General features: G+C 63.5%; 20 protein-coding genes. 8 read left to right on the top strand and 12 right to left on the bottom strand.

Going from position 1 to position 19,146, the window contains the following annotated elements:
• Positions 1-3 precede the first annotated feature (3 nt).
• A complete protein-coding gene (locus tag AB0N72_RS15540) occupies positions 4-483 on the bottom strand; it encodes a hypothetical protein (RefSeq protein ID WP_363933244.1) in 480 nt (159 codons plus the stop codon).
• Between the two features lie 85 nt (positions 484-568).
• On the opposite strand from AB0N72_RS15540, the gene AB0N72_RS15535 reads away from it, so the two are divergent.
• The gene (locus tag AB0N72_RS15535) at positions 569-1,690 is read left to right on the top strand and encodes a winged helix DNA-binding domain-containing protein (protein ID WP_363933246.1); all 1,122 of its coding nucleotides are present in this window, start codon (positions 569-571) and stop codon (positions 1,688-1,690) included.
• Between the two features lie 71 nt (positions 1,691-1,761).
• Here the strand turns inward: AB0N72_RS15535 and asd are convergent, their stop codons facing one another.
• The 10 genes from asd to AB0N72_RS15485 all read right to left on the bottom strand — a co-directional run bounded on the left by asd (position 1,762) and on the right by AB0N72_RS15485 (position 11,971).
• A complete protein-coding gene (asd, locus tag AB0N72_RS15530) occupies positions 1,762-2,904 on the bottom strand; it encodes an aspartate-semialdehyde dehydrogenase (RefSeq protein ID WP_363933247.1) in 1,143 nt (380 codons plus the stop codon).
• 106 nt (positions 2,905-3,010) lie between these two features.
• The gene (locus AB0N72_RS15525) at positions 3,011-3,232 is read right to left on the bottom strand and encodes an NF038396 family protein (protein WP_363933248.1); all 222 of its coding nucleotides are present in this window, start codon (positions 3,230-3,232) and stop codon (positions 3,011-3,013) included.
• Between the two features lie 20 nt (positions 3,233-3,252).
• Positions 3,253-3,852 carry a dihydrofolate reductase gene (locus AB0N72_RS15520; protein WP_363933250.1) on the bottom strand — a complete coding sequence of 200 codons (600 nt, stop codon included), beginning with the start codon at positions 3,850-3,852 and terminating at the stop codon, positions 3,253-3,255.
• The gene (locus tag AB0N72_RS15515) at positions 3,849-4,652 is read right to left on the bottom strand and encodes a thymidylate synthase (protein ID WP_363933252.1); all 804 of its coding nucleotides are present in this window, start codon (positions 4,650-4,652) and stop codon (positions 3,849-3,851) included. The genes AB0N72_RS15520 and AB0N72_RS15515 overlap by 4 nt, the downstream gene beginning before the upstream one ends.
• On the bottom strand, positions 4,649-5,041 hold the full coding sequence (locus tag AB0N72_RS15510; RefSeq protein WP_363933254.1) for a GntR family transcriptional regulator: 393 nt from the start codon (positions 5,039-5,041) through the stop codon (positions 4,649-4,651). The genes AB0N72_RS15515 and AB0N72_RS15510 overlap by 4 nt, the downstream gene beginning before the upstream one ends.
• Positions 5,038-6,690 carry a hypothetical protein gene (locus tag AB0N72_RS15505; protein ID WP_363933255.1) on the bottom strand — a complete coding sequence of 551 codons (1,653 nt, stop codon included), beginning with the start codon at positions 6,688-6,690 and terminating at the stop codon, positions 5,038-5,040. The genes AB0N72_RS15510 and AB0N72_RS15505 overlap by 4 nt, the downstream gene beginning before the upstream one ends.
• 66 nt (positions 6,691-6,756) lie before the next feature.
• Entirely contained in the window at positions 6,757-7,725 is a 969-nt protein-coding gene (locus tag AB0N72_RS15500; RefSeq protein WP_363933257.1) for an NUDIX hydrolase, read from the bottom strand.
• Between the two features lie 7 nt (positions 7,726-7,732).
• The gene (locus tag AB0N72_RS15495; RefSeq protein ID WP_363933259.1) at positions 7,733-9,982 is read right to left on the bottom strand and encodes an RNA degradosome polyphosphate kinase; all 2,250 of its coding nucleotides are present in this window, start codon (positions 9,980-9,982) and stop codon (positions 7,733-7,735) included.
• Positions 9,983-10,086: 104 nt separating this feature from the next.
• Positions 10,087-11,058: a mycothiol synthase gene (mshD, locus tag AB0N72_RS15490; protein WP_363933261.1), complete on the bottom strand. Its 972-nt coding sequence runs from the start codon at positions 11,056-11,058 to the stop codon at positions 10,087-10,089.
• A gap of 214 nt (positions 11,059-11,272) precedes the next feature.
• Positions 11,273-11,971: a response regulator transcription factor gene (locus AB0N72_RS15485; protein ID WP_018776718.1), complete on the bottom strand. Its 699-nt coding sequence runs from the start codon at positions 11,969-11,971 to the stop codon at positions 11,273-11,275.
• A 264-nt stretch (positions 11,972-12,235) separates the two neighbouring features.
• On the opposite strand from AB0N72_RS15485, the gene AB0N72_RS15480 reads away from it, so the two are divergent.
• The 7 genes from AB0N72_RS15480 (at position 12,236) to AB0N72_RS15450 (ending at position 18,307) form a co-directional block, all read left to right on the top strand.
• A complete protein-coding gene (locus AB0N72_RS15480) occupies positions 12,236-12,970 on the top strand; it encodes a permease (RefSeq protein WP_363933263.1) in 735 nt (244 codons plus the stop codon).
• 166 nt (positions 12,971-13,136) lie between these two features.
• Complete coding sequence (locus AB0N72_RS15475) at positions 13,137-13,736, top strand: FABP family protein (RefSeq protein WP_018776715.1); 600 nt, start codon at positions 13,137-13,139, stop codon at positions 13,734-13,736.
• A 50-nt stretch (positions 13,737-13,786) separates the two neighbouring features.
• Complete coding sequence (locus AB0N72_RS15470; protein WP_363933265.1) at positions 13,787-14,509, top strand: flavodoxin family protein; 723 nt, start codon at positions 13,787-13,789, stop codon at positions 14,507-14,509.
• Between the two features lie 55 nt (positions 14,510-14,564).
• Positions 14,565-15,650, top strand: a complete 1,086-nt coding sequence (locus AB0N72_RS15465; protein ID WP_363933267.1) for a folate-binding protein — start codon at positions 14,565-14,567, stop codon at positions 15,648-15,650.
• A complete protein-coding gene (locus tag AB0N72_RS15460) occupies positions 15,647-16,063 on the top strand; it encodes an ankyrin repeat domain-containing protein (RefSeq protein WP_363933268.1) in 417 nt (138 codons plus the stop codon). The genes AB0N72_RS15465 and AB0N72_RS15460 overlap by 4 nt, the downstream gene beginning before the upstream one ends.
• Positions 16,064-16,173: 110 nt before the next feature.
• On the top strand, positions 16,174-16,803 hold the full coding sequence (locus tag AB0N72_RS15455; protein WP_363933270.1) for a PadR family transcriptional regulator: 630 nt from the start codon (positions 16,174-16,176) through the stop codon (positions 16,801-16,803).
• Positions 16,787-18,307: a DHA2 family efflux MFS transporter permease subunit gene (locus AB0N72_RS15450; RefSeq protein ID WP_363933272.1), complete on the top strand. Its 1,521-nt coding sequence runs from the start codon at positions 16,787-16,789 to the stop codon at positions 18,305-18,307. Before AB0N72_RS15455 ends, AB0N72_RS15450 begins: the two co-directional genes overlap by 17 nt.
• Before the next feature lie 77 nt (positions 18,308-18,384).
• Here the strand turns inward: AB0N72_RS15450 and AB0N72_RS15445 are convergent, their stop codons facing one another.
• The gene (locus tag AB0N72_RS15445; RefSeq protein WP_363933273.1) at positions 18,385-19,134 is read right to left on the bottom strand and encodes a GNAT family N-acetyltransferase; all 750 of its coding nucleotides are present in this window, start codon (positions 19,132-19,134) and stop codon (positions 18,385-18,387) included.
• Between the last annotated feature and the right edge of the window lie 12 nt (positions 19,135-19,146).

Raw genomic sequence — 19,146 nt, 5'->3', positions numbered from 1 at the left:
AAGCTAGCGTGTGCGGCGCTCGGCGATCGGCAGGACCTTGTTGAGCAGCAGGAAGGTGAGGCCGCAGCTGACCGCACCCAACAAGAAGATCTGGCTGAACGCGATGCTCTGCGGCGACGGTCCACTGGGCATGAACATCCCGGCCGTCGCAAAGCCAATCAGGCCCAGCAACAAGACGATCGCTCCCAGGAGGAAGCTGCGGACCTGTGCTGCAGCGGCAGGGTAGTACCAAGGCTCGGGGGCTTCATCGTGGCGATCTGACAGGGGTTGGCTGGCCGCTGCGGTTCCTATCAACAGCGCCGCGGCGGCGGTTGCCACCAAGCTGATGGTCTGGATGGCTTGCATGGAGGGGGAGAGGCTTACGCCCGTCCCGACGGCCACTATGAGTCCGGAGCCGAGTCCGACAAGCGTGCAGAACCAGCCGGCGGTAGCCAACCACCGGCTCATCGGCCGCACAAACGGTGCAAGATCACCAAAAAGCATGAACTCATCCTAGGATCCGCTGCTGGGTGACGGCTGGGAGGCGCGGCAAGGTTTCCTGTGCCTGCCGGGCCTTTTAGGATGAAGCATGCCTGCACCCCTTACTCCCCGCGTCATGGGCCGCTTGCGGCTCGCCAGCCAAGGCCTGCTGGGCACCGGCTTTCCAACGGTTCCCGACGCCGTGCGGTGGATGACCGCCATGCAGGCGCAAGACCTTGGTGCGGCGCTGTGGGCGGTTGGGCAACGCGTGCCGGGGACGGCCGCTTCGGACGTTCGCGCGGCCCTCGACGCCGGAACTGTGGTCCGTTCGTGGCCGATGCGCGGCACTTTGCATCTCCTGGCGCCGGAGGATCTGCGCTGGATTCTGGGCATCACGAGTGACCGCCTGATGAACACCCTGACCGGCCGCCACCGCGAACTTGCCATCACGCCTGACGACATTGCCCACTGCCGTGACATCGCGTTCAAGACCACTGAAGTCCTGGCGGCAGACGGCATCCCAGGAGCCAGCCGCGAGCAGCTCTTCCAGGCGTTCGAGGACGCTGGACAACTTACCAAGGCCCAACGTGGCATCCACCTCCTGGGGAGCCTGTGCCAGCGCGCTTGGTTGGTCCAGGGCCCGATGGCAGGGAGCAAGGGAAAGGTGGGTGTGCAGCAGCTTTTCGCACCTTTTGACCTGTGGATCCCGGAGTCCAGGGACTTGAGCCGTGAGGAAGGCATTGCCGAATTGCTGTTCAGGTACTTCAGGAGCCACGGGCCGGCCACGGTGAAGGATTTCTCGTGGTGGAGCCAGATCCCGTTGTCGGAGGCGCGGGCCGCCCTTGAGGGGATCCGACACCGTCTGGTGGAGCTGCAGTTCGGCGGCACCAGCTATTGGCTCTCGCCGGAGTCGGCGGCACTGCTCGACGACGGCGTCCCCGGCTCGCGTTCGTTGCTGGCCCTGCCCGGGTTCGATGAATACCTGCTCGGCTACCAGGACCGCAGCCTGGTCCTCGCCCCTGGGTTTGCGGAGCTGGTGGTACCGGGCAAGAACGGTGTGTTCAAGCGGATCATCGTCTCCGGAGGTGAGGTGGTCGGGACGTGGACGAGGGCCGTCAGTGGCAAGCAGGTGGATATTGTGCCCGAGCCGTTCGCCGGTCCCCTGGGTCCTGCCGCCGGGCGTTCGTTCGCCAGCCAAGGGCGTGCCTATGTGAAGTTCATGGCGGGCTAAACGTAGAAAACCCGCTGTTCCGTTGCAGGGCAGCGACGGAACAGCGGGTCAAGGCCGTGAAAAGGGCTCGGTTAGAGCTTGCCCGTCACGATGTTGAGCATGCGGCGCAGCGGCTCAGCTGCACCCCACAGGAGCTGGTCGCCCACGGTGAAGGCGCTGATGTACTCGGGTCCCATTTCCAGCTTGCGGATGCGGCCCACGGGGATGTCCAAAGTGCCGGATGCGGCAACGGGGGTCAGGTCCGCCATGGACGCTTCCTTGGTGTTCGGCACAACCTTGGCCCACTCGTTGTCCTTGGCCAGGAGGTTCTCGATCTCCGTCACGGACAGGTCTTCGCGCAGCTTCAGCGTCAGCGCCTGGGAGTGGGAGCGCATGGCGCCGATGCGGATGCACAGGCCGTCCATGGCGATGTGGTCCTTGCCCGCGGTGCCGGCTCCGGTGCCGAGGATCTTGTTGGTCTCAACACCGGCCTTCCACTCTTCCTTGGACTGGCCGTTGCCGAGGTCCGCGTCAATCCAGGGAATCAGGGAACCGGCCAACGGAACGCCAAACTGGGTGGCGTCGACGCCCGTGCGCTGGGTGGCGAGCACCTTGCGGTCGATTTCCAAAATGGCGGATGCCGGGTCCTGAAGTTCGCTGCTGACCTCGTTGTTCAGGGTGCCGAACTGATTGAGGAGTTCGCGCATGTGCCGTGCGCCGCCCCCGGAAGCTGCCTGGTACGTCATGGACGTACCCCACTCCACGAGGTTGTTCTTGAACAAGCCACCGAGGCCCATCAACATGCAGGAAACCGTACAGTTGCCGCCGATGAAGTCCTTCACGCCACCGGAAAGCCCGGCGTCGATCACGTCGCGGTTGATCGGGTCCAGCACAATGATGGAGTCATCGTTCATGCGCAGCGTGGAAGCAGCATCAATCCAAAGGCCGTCCCAGCCGCGGCTGCGGAGTTCGCCATGAACCTGCTTGGTATAGTCCCCGCCCTGGGCGGTAACAATAATCGGCAGCTTGGCAAGCGTCTCAATATCGAACGCATTCTCGAGCTTGCCTGCTCCGTCAGCAAAGGACGGAGCGGCACCTCCTGCGTTCGAGGTGGAGAAAAATACCGGGTTGATGTTGGCGAAGTCGTTCTCTTCCTGCATGCGCTGCATCAGGACGGAACCGACCATGCCACGCCAACCGACCAGTCCTACGGACGGATTAGCTGCTGTAGTCATTCACCCAGTCTAAACTTTCGGAGCAACCGGCCGCTGTTGGTTACGTCACGCACGCAGCGCACGACGACGGCCCCCGCCGCAGCGGCACGCCGGCCGACCGCCTGGACTAGCTCCCGGCGTCGGGTTCCTGCAGCAGCGCGGCCTTGCGCTTGCGCAGGGCAAAGAACGCACCGAAGGTGAATACCTGCGTCACCACCACCAGGACGATGATGCCCAGGATCTTGTTGCCGCCCAGGATCATGGTCAGTCCAACAATTGCCGAGAGCAGGGCGAAGAGCGGCAGCAGCATATAGCCCAGCACGAACAGGGTTTCAGGTTTCTTCAGCATTTCCAGTACGTCCTGCGTTCCTAGCTTTCGGTCCGGCGCCATGAGGTGAACCGGTAGTTAGTGCCGTTTTTGGCAGTGAGCCAGCCTTCGGCCGGTGCCACGGTATCAAAGGTCCAGTCATCGCCGAGCTCAGGGGCGTAGGTATCGCCTTCCACATCGGTATCGATGATGGTGATGACGGCAATGTTGGCGATTTCCATGGATTGCCGGTAGATCTCGCCACCGCCGACAATCCACACCTTCTGTCCGCCGGGCGCAAATTGCGATTCCAGCAAGGCTTCGTCCAGCGACGAAACCACGACGGCGCCCTTGGCCTCGGGCGTGGAGGCCCAGTCTTTGTTTCGGGTCACCACAATGTTGGTGCGGCCCGGCAGGGGACGGTATTTTTCCGGGAACGACTCCCAGGTCCGTCGTCCCATGATTACAGGGTGTCCCGTGGTGATCTGGCTGAAGTGCTTCATGTCCTCGGGCAGGGTCCATGGCATGGTGCCGTCCTTGCCGATGACGCCGGAGGTGGTCTGCGCCCAGATCATGCCGATGCCGGTCATCGCGGCGGCGGTTTCCCGGGTGAAGATGACACCGGGCAGCTGGGAGGGGTTCTCGGAGGAGAGGGCGCTCATACCGCGATCGGTGCCTTGATGGTGGGGTGGTGCCGGTAGTCCACAACCTCGAAGTCGTCCACTGTGTAGTCGAAGATGGACTCCGGCTTACGGAGGATACGCAGCTGTGGGTACTCGTACGGTTCGCGGCTGAGCTGCTCGGCGACCTGCTCCACGTGGTTGTCGTAAACGTGGACGTCACCGCCGGTCCACACGAATTCGCCGGGTTCGAGGCCAAGCTGTTGAGCCACCATGAGGGTCAGCAGTGCGTAGGAAGCGATGTTGAAGGGGACGCCCAGGAACGTATCCGCGGAGCGCTGGTACAGCTGGCAGGACAGCTTGCCGTCAGCCACGTAGAACTGGAAGAACGCGTGGCACGGAGGCAGGGCCATGTCCTTGAGTTCGGAAACGTTCCATGCGGACACGATGTGTCGCCGCGAGTCCGGATTCGCCGCGAGGCTCTTCATGACCTCGGAGATCTGGTCGATGTGCCCGCCGTCCGGGGTGGGCCAGCTGCGCCACTGTACGCCGTACACGGGGCCGAGCTCGCCGTCCGCATCCGCCCATTCGTCCCAGATGGAGACGCCCTGGTCCTGCATCCACTTCACGTTGGAGTCGCCGCGAAGGAACCACAGGAGCTCCACGGCCACGGACTTGAAGTGGACCCGCTTGGTGGTGATGAGCGGGAAGCTCTCAGCGAGATCGAACCTCAACTGACGGCCGAAAACGCTGCGCGTTCCGGTTCCGGTGCGGTCCGATTTGTGCGTGCCGTTGGCCATGACGTCGCGCAGGAGGTCTTCATACGGGGTGGGGATGCTCACCAGTCCAGCTTACTGGCCAGCCGCCCCCGAAGCAGGTCCATCAGCGTTTCATCGCTCACACCCGCGGCGCGCGCCGTCCGGATCAAGCCGTCGACGGCGGCAATCACCGCCGCGTCTGCGCCAGCCTGGCGGCTCGGCGCAGCTGGCGGGCCGACGACGACGGTACCGTTCCGGCGTCGTGATTCAATCAGTCCGGACTGCTCAAGTTCCTTGTAGGCGCGCGCCACCGTCCCCGCCGCGATCCCCAGGTCCGCCGCAAGGCTTCGAACAGTGGGCAGGCGGCTGCCCGGCTCCAAGACCCCGACGGCAATCAGCGAACTGAGTTGACGCCGGATCTGTTCGTAGGGCGGGACCGGATCCGCCAGGTTGATAGTTATCCCCGCGGTCATGGCGTTGGCTGGTTCTGGTTGGCCTCGGGGCCCGTGGGTATGGCGCGGAGCAGGCTGCGGACCGGGACGACGGCAACGATTACGGCGACTGCGGCCAGGACCACACCTGTCACGGTGACCGGGCTCGGGGCGATCGGGGATGCGCCACCGTCAGGTGACAGCACCATGAACCACGCATCGCCGGTAATGAGCAGCAGGGCGGCCGCCTGGCCCAGGCAGTACGCGGCCACGGTCCTCACGATCCGATACATGCTGATGGCCCTCAACGCCCCGTCCATGCCAGCGCGGGGCTCCTCTTCCGGGATGCCGCGACGACGACGAACGGCCAGCGCGGCCAAGCCACCTGTGATGGCGACCACCGCAGACAGCAGAAGAACACCTGACCATGTCTTCGGGGCGGCTGTCCGGGCTTCGGCCGCGACGGCGAAGGCCACGGCAAGTAGCAGGAGCAGGGCGCTGACGATCGCGAAGGCAAGCAGTCCATTCGAAACGGGCCGGTGCGGCCATTGCTTGGGTGCACCGGCGTCACCATAGTTTCGGGCGATCAATAGCTCGCCTGCCGCGATGGTCGCCAGCAGGACCACCGCGGCCATGGCGGTTAGGCCGGGAAAGGCCCACGCGTTGAGGGGGCGCGAGGCAGTGAGGATTATTACGACGCCGGCCAGCAGCGCCAGTCCGCCCGCCACGCCCAACGCCGCGCCGATGGAGATACTAAGCTTGGCCGCTCCATGGGTTCGAGGATCGTTACGCAGCGCGGCGGCGCTGGGGGCCTTGCCTTCCTTGATGAGGGAAGGGAGCGTCGGCACCCGCCACCACCACATCACGAGCAGCACCATGACGTTGACCAGGCCGGCAGCGCTGAACCAGCTGGATTGCCACGGACTTCCAGCGGCTGGCAGTACCGCGAAGTTGCCGGCGAGGCCTGCCAGCCCGGCTGCTATGGTCGCCACCGTCCGCAGCAGGCGGTTCACGGCGATGATCCGGAGCGTACGGTTGTCGTCGCCGTCGAGCGTTTCCAACTGCCGCCGTCGCGCGATGAGGACGAGCACCAACCAGGTCCCAATGCCGAGGGCCAGCAGGGCTCCGCCGAGCCACAGGGCCAGTTCCGACCCCGGAATTCGCCCGTCCTGTCCTTGTCCTCCGGAGAAGTTGTAGTCCGGCGACGATGCCGGGGAAGGTGTCGGCTGAACGGGACTGGAGCCCGGGAGCGACGCGATGCCGGCAACGACTAAGGCTGCGCACGCGAAGATCCCTGCGGTAGTCCAGGCCAGCTTCCGTGGGAGGAAGTCGCGGATCCGGCGGACGGTGAGTTCTGCGTACCTGTGTGGTGCCTTGGGCGTGGGATAGCTCAACTGGCCCAGGGCGTGGACGGCCAGGGTTGCCAGGATGGGCCACGCGAGGGCGGTTGCGAGCTGATCCGCAGTGGAGATAGCCACGGAGCCTGTGGGATTCGCACGGAGGATTCCGGCATTCGTGGCGCCCTGCAGGGAACTTGCCATCCACCCGATGATGCCAACCCACAACGCGTGTGAGGCGGCCGCCTGCCCGTCGGGCTTGGACCGCACTTGGATGCGCAGGCACAAATACACGATCACAGCACCCGCCGCCGGTCCCAGGAACAGCAGCGGAGGCACATTGGCTATCAACACGAAGACCCCCACATCTTTTGTATCAATCTACTGACACAAAGATGCGGGGGTCAATCGCGCCGGAGACTAGTCGTCGAAAGGCCTGACCTGCTCCACGGAGACAATCTTTCGTTCGGAGCCCCTTGCCACCTGGCAAACAATGACCTCTCCCGGCGAAAGGAAGGGGTCCGCGGCCGGAAGGACGGCGCGCAGGCTTTGCGACATGTGCTGGCCCAGTTGCTTCAAGGCCGTAGGCAGCGCGGGCCGATGCGTGCACACCGCTACGGGGAGCTGTTTGTCGAACAACGCCTCGATAACCGCTGCCGTCTTCTTTGGAGAGCGCTGATGGTGATGCTCTGTCAATGCCTCAACAAGCTTGACCTTGGCTCCCGAGGCTTTCGCGTAGGGTGCGATGGTGGCCACGCAGCGGGCCCACGGGCTGGTCACCAACCGTTGGGGCTTCCAGACATTCAACAGTCGCTGCACCGCAACGGCTTGTCGCTGGCCAGTGGCCGCCAAAGGACGGTCGCCCTCAGCCTTGGTCCATGACGATCGCGGCTTGGCCTTTGCATGACGGATCAAGATCAAAGGCCACGTATCCAGTTCACCCCTGACGTGGGCCTTCTCCAGATATTCCAGCGGCTTTACGTCCGTGGGGTTGCTGAGGAATGACGCGGCCCGGTCAGGGCTGCACCACATCACGCTGTCCACTTCCTTGCCATCGGGACGCAGCGGTTCACCGTTGACTTTGGCAGCCCAATACTGGACCACCTTCAGGCCCGCGGACACGTGGTAGTGGATGGCCGGAAGGGGAATACCCAGCGGAGCCCGCAGGCCAATCTCTTCCCACACTTCACGGGCGGCGCATTCCGGAACCGTCTCGCCGGCGTCGAGTTTTCCCTTCGGCCATGACCAATCGTCGTAGCGGGGCCGGTGGATCAACAGAACCTCCAAGGCGCCCTTGTTGAGGCGCCATGGAATGGCGCCGGCAGCGACGACGGCTACCGGCTCGCCGGGGTGGTCTGTCTGATCCTCCACGGGGGTATCGCTGTTCAAATCTTCCTTACCTCCGTGCCGACGCACGCTGGCGCGAACGCGACTCCAACAGCCAGGACTGCATGTCCAGCAACGGCTTGCCGTCGGCATCCAGGTGGTGCCTGGTCCAGTGTCCTTGGTTGTCCAGGTGCCAGCTGGCCGTTTCATCGTCCACGTAGCGGCGCATCAGGTCCATGACCGTGTTGATGTCCTCCTTGCTGGCGAGCTGCACCAGGGCCTCCACACGGCGATCCAGGTTGCGGTGCATCATGTCTGCGGAACCGATGTACACCACGGGTTCGCCGCCGTTGCCAAAGGCGAACACCCGCGAGTGCTCAAGGAAGCGGCCGAGAATCGACCTGACCGTGATGTTCTCGCTCAAGCCCGGAACCCCGGGGCGGAGGGAGCAAATACCTCGCACAACGACATCGACCTTCACACCGGCCTGGGATGCACGGTACAGGGCGTCAATGATCGCTTCGTCGACCATTGAGTTGACCTTGATCTGGACCAGGCCCGGAATGCCGGCGCGGGCGTTGCGGATTTCCGTTTCGATCCGCTCCACCAAGCCAGCCCGGACGGAGCGCGGCGCCACAAGCAACCTCTTGAATGTGGACTTCGGTGCATAGCCGGAAAGCTGGTTGAAGAGCTTGGAAAGGTCCTCGCCCACCTGTTCGTTGGCGGTCAGCAAACCGAGGTCTTCGTAGTAGCGGGCCGTGCGGGGGTGGTAGTTGCCCGTACCTATGTGGCAGTAGCGGCGCAGGCCGTCCACTTCCTGGCGGACAACCAAGGACAACTTGCAGTGGGTTTTCAGGCCAACGATGCCGTACACCACGTGGACGCCGGCCTGCTCAAGTTTGCGGGCCCAGGAAATGTTGGCTTGCTCGTCGAAACGGGCCTTGATCTCCACCAGTGCCAGTACTTGCTTGCCGGCCTCGGCGGCGTCGATCAACGCATCCACGATGGGGGAGTCGCCGGACGTCCGGTAGAGGGTCTGCTTGATGGCCTGGACCTTCGGATCCGCAGCAGCCTGCTCGAGGAACGCCTGGACGGACGTGGAGAAAGAATCGTAGGGGTGGTGCAGCAAAATGTCCCGGCGCCGCATGGCCGCAAAGACGTTCGCCGCTTTTGAGGTCTCCGATTCGTTGAGGTACCGCGAGGTGTGCGGGACGTGCTTGGGGTAGTGGAGATCGGCGCGGTCGATCCCGCTGATCGCGGACAAACCACGCAGGTCCAACGGGGCGGGCACGGAGTAGACCTCGGACTCTTCAACACCAAGTTCGCGGATGAGCAGGGCCTTGATGTTCGGGTTGATGTCCGTGGTCACTTCCAGGCGCACGGGAGGGCCGAAACGGCGGCGCAGCAGTTCCTTCTCCAAGGCCTGGAGGAGGTTCTCGGCGTCGTCCTCTTCAACCTCAAGGTCCTCGTTGCGGGTGACGCGGAAGGTGTGGTGCTCAAGGACTTCCATGCCCGGGAAGAGCTTGTCCAAGTGGACAGCGATGACCTCTTCCAAGGCAATGAACCTGGCAACACGGCCGGGAATGGCACCTGCGCGCGGTCCGTCCACGGAGATGAGGCGGGGCAGCTGGTCCGGGACCTTGACGCGGGCAAAGAGCTCTTTGTCGCTGATCGGGTTGCTGACAATCACTGCCAGGTTCAAGGAGAGCCCGGAAATGTAGGGGAACGGGTGGGCAGGATCCACGGCCAGGGGAGTCAGGATGGGGAAGACCTTCTCCTGGAACATGACGCTGATCCGCTGGCGCGCGTCCTCATCCAGTTCATTCCAGTGCATGAGGTGGATGTGTTCGTAGGCCAAGGCAGGCCGGATCTGCTCGGCGAAGACCCGGGCATGACGTTCCTGCAGCTTGTGGGCCTCTTCGCCAATCTGTTCCAACACCTCGATGGGGCTGAGACCGGCGGGGGAGGGCACTGCGAGTCCGGTAGCGATGCGCCGCTTGAGGCCGGCCACGCGGACCATGAAGAACTCGTCAAGGTTGGAAGCGAAGATCGAGAGGAAGTTGACCCGTTCCAGCAGGAACAGGTCGGGGTCCTCGGCAAGTTCCAGCACCCTGGAGTTGAAGGCAAGCCAGCTGAGTTCGCGGTCCAAAAAGCGGTCCGGGGAGATGTCCCCTTCAGGTTCCAGGCTCGGCGCGAATTCGGGAATGTCGATGCGGTCCTGGGTGGCCCGCGAGGCCGGCACTTCCGACGATCCGAAGCGCGGGGGCAGTGTGGCCCCCTTAGAGGTGGATCCGGCGATGCCGACGGGGTCCGGCTGCATGGGGCTCTCCTAAGCTCAGGACTGGGTTTGTCTCCTACATTACAAGCAATCGCGGTGTCCGAATCCAAAGAGTCGCCGCCTTTCCCTGCGGCGATCCCACCAGGTTAATTTTTCGTTGCAGGACCGTACATCACGTCGGTGTCCCAGCGGACGAAGCCAAGTTTCTGGTATAGGGCCACGGCTGCCTCATTGTCCGCGTCCACGTACAACATCACGGCGTGGAGGCCCTTGTCCTGGAGGTGCTTGATTCCGGCCACCGTCAAGGCTTTACCGAGCCCCAAACCCTGTGCAGCCGGAGTCACGCCCACCACGTAGACTTCGCCGATTGCCGGGTGCGGGCCCTGCCGGGGGTGGACCTTCGTCCAGTGGAATCCCAGGAGTTCACCGGCGGCGTTGACAGCCAGGAGGAAGCCCTCGGGATCGAACCAGTCTTCGGCCTTGCGCGCTTCGAGATCCTCCAGCGTCATGGAACCCTGTTCAGGGTGGTGGGCAAAGGCGGCCCTGTTGGCCGCCAGCCACGCCTGTTCGTCCTGTCCCGGTACGAAGGCGCGCAGCGAGACACCGTCCGGGAGACCGGCGTCGGGCAGCGCCGACGTCGAGGACATCAACCGCATCTTCCACAGTTCCCTCACTGGTCCGTAACCGAACCGTGTGGCCAGCTGGGCCGCGGCTTCGTGGTTGCCGTGCGACCACGCACTCAGGCCCTCAAGGCTCCGATGGTTTTGGAGGGCGCCCAGGAGTCGTCCGGCAACGCCCTGGTTGCGGTAACTGGGATGGACTGCCAGCTCCAGCACGCCGCTCGCGTCCGGAGCTTCAACGACGACGGCGATCCCCGCCAGGTCTTCGGCTGTCGACGGATCCGAATCCTCGTCGGGGGCATAAAGCGCGAAGGAGACCACCGAGTGATCACCCGCATCTGCGCCTCGCAACATCACCATCGTCTGCTCGGACAACGGCGGATTCCCGTCGGATTCCCCGGCCGCGGCGGTTAGGGTTGTGAAATCCTTGAGCAGTTCGGCGTCCAAAGCGCCTTTGATGATCAGTACGGGCCAGTTCTCCGGGTGCGCTTGACTCATGATGCAAGGCTATACGCCCGGGGCAAGCCCGTGATTTGATGTCTCGGCCCAACGGCTGTAGTGTCGTTATCTCATTCGGCTTTGGCCGGGTACAGGGGGGATCCACCAGTGGGGTGGCCTCGATACGTTCGACCCGTATGTCCTCCACAAATGCAGTGCAAAGTAAGGCCGGGATCCGTGTGGATCCCGGCCTTTCTTCGTCAAACAAGCAGGCTCAGGCTTCGGAGAGCTCGTCGTCCGGCAAGCGCACAAGGGTAAGCCTGTATCCGACGTTGCGGACGGTGCTGATCAGGTTTTCGTGGTCCACGCCCAGCTTTGCGCGCAGGCGCCGGATGTGGACGTCCACGGTGCGTGTACCACCGTAGTAGTCATAGCCCCAGACTTCCGTCAGCAGCTGCTGGCGGGTAAATACGCGGCCAGGGTGCTGTGCCAGGTACTTCAGGAGCTCGAACTCCTTGAAGGTCAGGTTCAGGGGCTGGCCGCTGACGCGTGCGGTATAGCTTGCTTCGTCAATAACGACGCCGGCAGCCCGGATCTCCGTCTGGGTCTCCTCTTCGCCGGGTACGGCACGCGCCATGGCAAGCCTGATGCGGGCTTCCACCTCTGCGGGTCCAGCCGAGTCGAGGACAATGTCATCCACAGCCCACGCGGAAGAAACGGCAGCCATGCCGCCCTCCGTGAGGATCAGCATCAAGGGGGCGCTGAGCCCAGTCGCCTTGAGCAATTGCGTCAAAGAGCGGGCTCCGACAAGATCCTTGCGGGCATCCAGGAAGACGATGTCCGTGGGGTCGGTCTCAAGCAGGGCGGTTGGTTCTGCCGGGAGGATGTGCACGCGGTGGTTCAACAACTCCAAGGCAGGCAAAATGTCCACCGAAGAGCCGGTGCTGTTCGTCAGGAGCAGGATGTGCGACATAGTTCCTCCAATGGGCTGTACGCGCATCATCGGGCGTCGAAACCGGAGTTTCACCGGTCGGTCCCAGCGCCTTCTGGCCTTTGCCCGTTGTGACGGGATCGGGGCCAGGACAGTGCGCTGTTGAAGTCTGAGTATACCCATCAGTGCCCTGCGACACATGGATTCGTGACGGGCTGGCGGGGGAATTACGACATATTGGGCCGGTATGAGGCAGGATTGTCGAGAGGCCGTAGAGGGCGCATCGGATTGAGGTCGGGCACAACAGTGAAGTCTTGGAGCATCGGGGTATTCGGACTCGTGGCGCTCGCGGCCATCGTGGCCAGCACCTTCGTTTCCCGGGAAGTCATGGTGGACGTGGGTATCGCGGCGTCCGCAGCCGTTGGCATCGGCTGGCCCCACTTCCTGGGGGTCCCTGCCAAGAAGACCCTGGCGGCTGTCATTGGACTGGCCGGCGCGGGATCGGCTGTTGCGGCCGCTTACCTCCCCGCCCCTGGCTTCCTTGACGGGACGCCGGCTTTCGTCGCCCTTGGCGTCATGGCCGTGTTCATTGTCCAGCTCGTGCGCGGCACGGGACAGGCCCAGCGCTTGGAGTCCACCCTGGGCTGCAGTGCCGGCGTGCTCTTGAACTGCCTTGGTGCAGGCTGGATAGCAGGGGCAAGGTTCAACGGCGTCAAGGAAATGGTCCTGGTTGCCGGCCTGAGCGCGGCAGTTGCTTTGTTGGTGGGCATCATTCGTTGGCCGGACCGGATTGTTGCTCCGCTGGGCGTGGTCATGGCAGGCCTCATGGGTCCCTTGGCGGGCCTGGTTTTCTCTGACATCGCAGTCCTGCCCGCGGCGCTGGTGGGCGTCGTGGTCGGTTCTGTGCTGGTGTGTTTCCGCCGCATGACCACCCTGCGCCGGGGGAGGCTGAACCTTCCGGCCGCTCTTGGCATGGGCGTAGCCCCGGTCTGGGCCGTGGGTGCGTTGGCTTACTTCATAGACAAACTACTCATCTACTAACGGTTAGGATGGCATCATGTCTGTACTCGCATTTGAAATCTTCTTCCTCGTTCTCCTTGGCCTGGCCAGCGTCGCCATGGCGTGGTTTGCGGGATTTGTCGTCTACCGCCTTTTCAAGGGCCAGAAGTAACCCTTCCGGTTCTGCACCCCAACTGAGGTAACCGTTGTGCCTATTGAGATCCCTACAGATCTGACGCCCGAACTCGTCCCCCTTTCCTGGCTCATTGGTGAGTGGGAGGGCCGTGGCCGGCTCGGCAGCGGCGACGAGGATTCGGAACACTTCGTCCAGCATGTTTCCTTCACCCACAACGGCCTGCCGTACCTGCAGTACCGGGCCGAAACCTGGATCAGCGACGACGCCGGCGCAAAGTTGCGCCCGTTGACCGTTGAGACGGGATTCTGGGCGCTGGAACGGAAACTTGAGGAAGGCGACGGCGGCCCCGGACTGATCCCGGCGGACATCGTCCCGGTACTCAAGACAGCCGATGAAGTGGAAGAACGCCGCAACAAGGACGGCGGCTTCGATATCTCCGTCTCGATCGCCCACCCTGGTGGAATCACCGAGCTTTACTACGGTCAGATCAAGGGTCCCCAGATCCAACTGAGCACCGATATGGTGATGCGCGGGAGCCACTCCAAGGAATACACTGCAGCCACCCGGATCTTCGGTTTGGTGGACGGCAATCTCCTGTGGCGTTGGGATGTCGCAGCCAACGGCAAGACCCTCGAAGCCCACGCATCGGCGTTCCTGCACAAGGTTTCCTGAGCCCTGGTTCACGGTACGTTCCATGAAGCAACAGGCAGAAGGAGCAGAAAGTGACCGACCATCCCAAGCCAGGGGGCTACGAGGGCCTTAAAGCGGTCTTCTTCAATGGCACACTGAAGCCCTCCCCGCAGCTCAGCAACACCGATGGCCTGATCCGGATCAGCCGGGACATCATGGAGAAACAGGGCGTCGCCACGCGCCTTATCCGCACCGTGGACCACGACATCGCCAGCGGGGTATACCCGGACATGCGTGAGCATGGCTGGAAGACGGACGAATGGCCGGACCTCTATCCCGCTGTCCTCGAGGCCGACATTGTGGTGGTTGCCGGTCCCATCTGGTTGGGCGACAACTCCTCGCAGACCAAGAAACTCATTGAGCGGCTGTATGCCCATTCCGGTGAGTTGACCAGCAAGGGGCAGTGGGCCTTCTACCCGAAGGTAGGCGGCTGCCTGATCACCGGCAACGAGGACGGCATCAAGCACTGTGCCATGAACGTCCTCTACAGCCTCCAGCACATCGGCTTCACCATTCCACCCCAGGCCGATGCCGGGTGGATCGGTGCCGTGGGTCCCGGACCCAGCTATTTGGACGAAGGATCCGGCGGCCCGGAGAGTGACTTTACTAACAGGAACACCACCTTCATGACCTGGAACCTGCTGCATATGGCCAAGCTCCTGCGCGATGCCGGCGGCATTCCAGCCTACGGAAACCTGCCGGCGGAATGGAAAGCCGGCACCCGCTTCGATTTTGAAAACCCGGAATACCGCTGAACTGAAATATCGCCGCATCCGGAATACCCCTGAGCCGCAAGGACTTCTACTACATATGACTTACAAGAGCCCTCTGTTGTCGCGCCCTGGCGCCGTCGAAGATACCGGCCTGGATGCCGGCGTCGCGGCCCATTACGGCGAACCGCTGCGCGAACAGCGCACCCTGGCGGCAGGAACCGCCGTCGTGGATCTTTCCCACCGCGGCGTGGTGACCGTGACCGGACCGGACCGCCTCAGCTGGCTCAACACGCTGTCCTCCCAGCAACTGACCCACCTCCAGCCCGGCGTCTCCAGCGAGCTTCTGTTGTTGAGTGTCCAGGGCCGCATCGAGTTCGATGCCCGGGTTATTGACGACGGCGGGACCACCTGGCTGATCGTCGAGGCCGCTGAAGCCGCGCCCTTGGCTGAATGGCTGAACAAGATGAAGTTCATGCTGCGGGTCGAGATCGATGACGTCTCGGAGCAATGGGCTGTGGTTGGAGCTACCAAACGGTTGGAGCAGTTCGCCTCCCGGCTGGTCTGGGAAGACCCTTGGCCGCATGTCGGACCCGGCGGCTACGCCTACAGCATTGTCCCGGAGGAATCACATCCAGGCTTGGAGCGGCCATGGTTCGAGTACCTGGTCCCTGCTGCTGGGCTTGAGGACGCTGTGGAGGGCCTTCCGCTGGCCGGTGCCATGGCGGCTGACGCCTTGCGGATTGCCGCATGGCGGCCGCGGCTGGGAGCCGAGACCGACGAAAAGACGATTCCGCATGAGCTGGACCTCCTTCGTACCTCGGTGCACCTGAACAAGGGCTGCTACAAGGGCCAGGAGACCATTGCCCGCGTCCACAATCTTGGACACCCTCCACGGCGCTTGGTGTTCCTGCAACTTGATGGTTCCCAGCACACCCTGCCCGCTGTGGGCAGTGTTGTCTTTGCCGGGGAACGCAAGGTAGGTACTCTGACATCGGTGGCGCAGCACTTCGAGATGGGGCCTGTGGCTTTGGCCGTCATCAAGCGATCCGTTTCGGCGGAGGAAACCTTGACGGTGATGGACGGCGAGGAGCCTTACGTCGCAGCCCAGGAAGTGATCGTCGCCCCCGATGCCGGACAGGTAGTCGGGCGCCAGACCGGATTCCTGAAGGGACCCCACCGATGAACCAAAGCGATGGCGCAGCCACAAACCCCGAGACCGGCCCCGACGAAGAGACGTTGGCCTTGGCACACGCTTTGTTCGACGCCGCCCGCGAAGGGGATACGGAGCTGCTGCGGGGCTACCTGAATGCCGGAGCTCCCGCCACCCTGACCAACGCGGCAGGGGACTCCCTTCTGATGCTCGCCGCCTACCACGGGCACGAGGACGCCGTGCAGTTGATCATCCACCATGGTGCGGACGTCAACGCAGCCAATGATCGCGGCCAGACCCCGCTTGCGGGGGCCGTTTTCAAGGGCTACGTCGGGGTAGCCAGGGCGCTGCTGGATGCGGGAGCGGATCCCGACGCCGGGACGCCCAGCGCGCGCGACGCTGCCACGATGTTTGCCCGGGCGGAGATCCTGGCCCTCTTGGGCTGAGCAGGCTTATCAAGTAACCCCGGCTGCAGGCGCAGCCGGGGTTACTTGCGCCCGATTATTCCACGTGGAATAGTTGTCGTGGAATAACATCGATTTTGGAGGGGCTGACCATGGCCAAAAGTGCTGAGCTGACGCCGTTGGGCGTTGCATCGTTGGCGCTTCTCGCTGAACAGCCCATGCACCCCTATGAGATGTACCAGTTGCTGATGGCCCGTCATGAGGACCGGCTGGTCAAGGTCCGCCCGGGCACGCTGTATCACGCAGTGGGCCGCCTTGAGGAGAGCGGATTCGTGGAGGCGACAGGGACAGGGCGTGAAGGCAACCGTCCCGAGCGCACCACTTACAGGATCACTCAGGCAGGCCATGCCGCCCTGGACGCCCGGCTCCAAGCCATGCTGGCCACTCCGGTCAACGAGTACCCCGTCTTTCCGCATGCCATAGCCGAAGCCCATCACCTCCCCGCGGATGTGGTGACCGGCCTCCTGGGAGACCGGGTGGTTGCTTTGGATGCCGAGCTCGACTTCCTGGTCCGTGCGCAGGAGGCTGTGACGGCCAAGGGCCTGGACCGCAAGTACTGGATTGACATCACCTATCAGCAAGCCATGCTTCGAACCGAGATCGCGTGGATCCGCGGTCTCCTGGAGGAGTTGGGCACCGGGCAGCTGCCTTGGGACGAACCCCGCCCTGCCCTCACCGAACTTTCAAACAAGCCAAAGGAACCCCTTGGAAAACATAGCTAAGCCGTGGCCCGCGCTGTGGTCGCTCGTGGTTGGCTTCTTCATGATCCTCATCGACACCACTATCGTGTCGGTCGCGAATCCGCGGATCATGGAGGGCCTGAACACCGACATCAACGCCGTCATCTGGGTCACCAGCGCCTACCTGCTGGCCTACGCAGTACCCCTTCTCATCACCGGCAGGCTCGGTGACCGCTTCGGCCCCAAGAACCTGTACCTCATCGGCTTGGTCGTCTTTACGCTGGCCTCCCTCTGGTGCGGCCTCTCCGGCGATGTGACCTTGCTGATCGCAGCCAGGGCTGTGCAAGGCCTCGGCGCCGCGATGATGACTCCCCAAACCATGGCGGTCATCACGCGCATCTTCCCGCCGGACCGCCGCGGTGCGGCCATGGGTCTGTGGGGAGCCACCGCAGGCATGGCAGTCCTCGTTGGCCCGATCCTGGGCGGCGTGCTGGTGGACAGCCTCGGCTGGGAGTGGATCTTCTTCGTCAACGTCCCGATCGGGCTTGTTGCCTTCATCCTGGTGACCCGGTTCGTGCCCAAGCTGACCACGCACAGCCACTCCTTCGACGTCCTGGGCGTGCTGCTTTCCGCCGTGGGCATGTTCCTGCTGGTCTTCGGAATCCAGGAAGGCCAGACCTACAAATGGGGAACCGTCACCGGCTTCATCTCCGTGTGGGGCCTGATCATCACCGGCCTTGCCGTCCTGGTGGTCTTTGTACTCTGGCAGTGGATCCTGGAACGCCGTGGCGGAGAACCGCTGCTTCCCCTGGGCCTGTTCAAGGAACGGAACTTCTCCTTGGGCAACACCACCATCATGGCCGTGGGCTTCACGGTGACAGCATTCCCGTTGCCCACTATCTTCTACTACCAGACTGTGCGGGGCCTGACGCCCACACAGTCCGCCCTGCTCATGATCCCCATGGCCGTTATTTCCGGTGCCTTGGCGCCGGTCGTGGGCAAGCTGATTGACCGGGCAAACCCGCGGTGGTTCGCTTCGTTCGGCCTTGTCTGCCTTTCCGGGGCCCTGTTCTGGACGGCTTCGTTGCTGGGTCCGGACACTCCCATCTGGATGTTCCTGCTGCCCAGCGCCCTCCAGGGTGTTGCGAATGCCTTCATTTGGGGGCCGGTGTCCAACGCCACCACCCGGAACCTGGAACCGCGCCAGGCTGGCGCCGGATCGGGTGTCTTCAACACAACGCGCCAGATCGGTGCCGTGCTGGGTTCGGCCGCCATTGCTGCCTTGATCCAGTCACGGTTGGCCGCCGAACTCCCGGCAGCACCCGCCGGCGCGCCCGTCGGTGAGGCATCAGTGGGCGGCACCTTGCCGGAGTTCCTGCACGCGGGATTCTCGACGGCGATGAGCCAGTCAATCCTTTTGCCCGCCTTTGCGATACTGCTGGGTGCCGTCGTCGCCTTGTTCTTTGGTAAGCCGAAGGCCGTATCAGGTTGGGGCGCCAAGGCACCAGCCCAAGCTGAGGCAGCCGACGTCGAAGTCCAGCGCTAGCCGATGGAGTTTTTGTACAGCTAACGCCGCTAAAAGGCCTTCTAAAGGGCGTTAGCTGTACAAAAACTCCCGGGGGGTTAGCCGAGGAGTACGCTCGCGTGAAGCCCGCCAGTGGCGAAGCCCAGGCTGCGGGCCATCGCGAGCGCTCCGGTGTTGCTGACATCGGCCTTCCATTGAAGGGTCAGTCCGGCGGCAAGCGCTTCGTGGGCGGCAATGGAAGCGGCCAAGGTCCCGATCCCGCGCCTGCGCCATGGGGGAGCCACCAGTACTCCCATGTTGGCCAGGATGCCTTCCCACTCGGCGTAGGCTCCACACGCCACGGGAGTGGGCTGCTCCTCTTCCGGATGCATGATGGTGAAGCGGTGCTCCAAACCCTGCAGTCCCACTTCATTGACGTCGTCCGGTGGACAGAGCCCTTCCAGGGTGATGGCCTCGGGATTGCCGTGCGAAACGGTGAGGTCTTCGGAGGGCTGTTGCAGCGGAAGGTCGTCGGCGAAAAACAGTGCCGAGGATCCGAGCCCGTGCCCACCGTGCGAACGGGTAAGTGTCAGCAGCGTGACGTGCTGGGCCAACTCGGTATCGGGGATCGCCTCGGCTGCGTCCAGCGCCCACTGGGGACCTACCAGGGCCGAGACGCCGAACAACCGCAGGAACACCAACGCCCGCGCTGATTCATCAACGCGGGTAATCCTGGTGGTCGGGTCGCCCGGGTCAGACCCTTCAGTGGCGAGTGCCGCAGCTGCGCCGGCGAAAGCGTCGTCGTCGAGCCCCAAATGGCGAGCCCACGCCAGCTGGATGATGGCAGCGGACGTGGGCTCCAGAGTCATGGATTCAGCCTA

It is taken from the genome of Paenarthrobacter sp. NPDC089307 (assembly GCF_040685055.1).
Lineage (GTDB): Bacteria > Actinomycetota > Actinomycetes > Actinomycetales > Micrococcaceae > Arthrobacter.
Note: the sequence above shows the minus strand (reverse complement) of the source record. Positions and strands in the feature narration are given on the sequence as shown.

Coding starts and splice junctions, on each gene's coding strand:
- AB0N72_RS15540 (WP_363933244.1), bottom strand. CDS start 483: ATGCTTTTTGGTGATCTTGCACCGTTTGTGCGGCCGATGAGCCGGTGG.
- AB0N72_RS15535 (WP_363933246.1), top strand. CDS start 569: ATGCCTGCACCCCTTACTCCCCGCGTCATGGGCCGCTTGCGGCTCGCC.
- asd (WP_363933247.1), bottom strand. CDS start 2,904: ATGACTACAGCAGCTAATCCGTCCGTAGGACTGGTCGGTTGGCGTGGC.
- AB0N72_RS15525 (WP_363933248.1), bottom strand. CDS start 3,232: ATGCTGAAGAAACCTGAAACCCTGTTCGTGCTGGGCTATATGCTGCTG.
- AB0N72_RS15520 (WP_363933250.1), bottom strand. CDS start 3,852: ATGAGCGCCCTCTCCTCCGAGAACCCCTCCCAGCTGCCCGGTGTCATC.
- AB0N72_RS15510 (WP_363933254.1), bottom strand. CDS start 5,041: ATGACCGCGGGGATAACTATCAACCTGGCGGATCCGGTCCCGCCCTAC.
- AB0N72_RS15495 (WP_363933259.1), bottom strand. CDS start 9,982: ATGCAGCCGGACCCCGTCGGCATCGCCGGATCCACCTCTAAGGGGGCC.
- mshD (WP_363933261.1), bottom strand. CDS start 11,058: ATGAGTCAAGCGCACCCGGAGAACTGGCCCGTACTGATCATCAAAGGC.
- AB0N72_RS15485 (WP_018776718.1), bottom strand. CDS start 11,971: ATGTCGCACATCCTGCTCCTGACGAACAGCACCGGCTCTTCGGTGGAC.
- AB0N72_RS15465 (WP_363933267.1), top strand. CDS start 14,565: ATGACTTACAAGAGCCCTCTGTTGTCGCGCCCTGGCGCCGTCGAAGAT.
- AB0N72_RS15460 (WP_363933268.1), top strand. CDS start 15,647: ATGAACCAAAGCGATGGCGCAGCCACAAACCCCGAGACCGGCCCCGAC.
- AB0N72_RS15455 (WP_363933270.1), top strand. CDS start 16,174: ATGGCCAAAAGTGCTGAGCTGACGCCGTTGGGCGTTGCATCGTTGGCG.
- AB0N72_RS15445 (WP_363933273.1), bottom strand. CDS start 19,134: ATGACTCTGGAGCCCACGTCCGCTGCCATCATCCAGCTGGCGTGGGCT.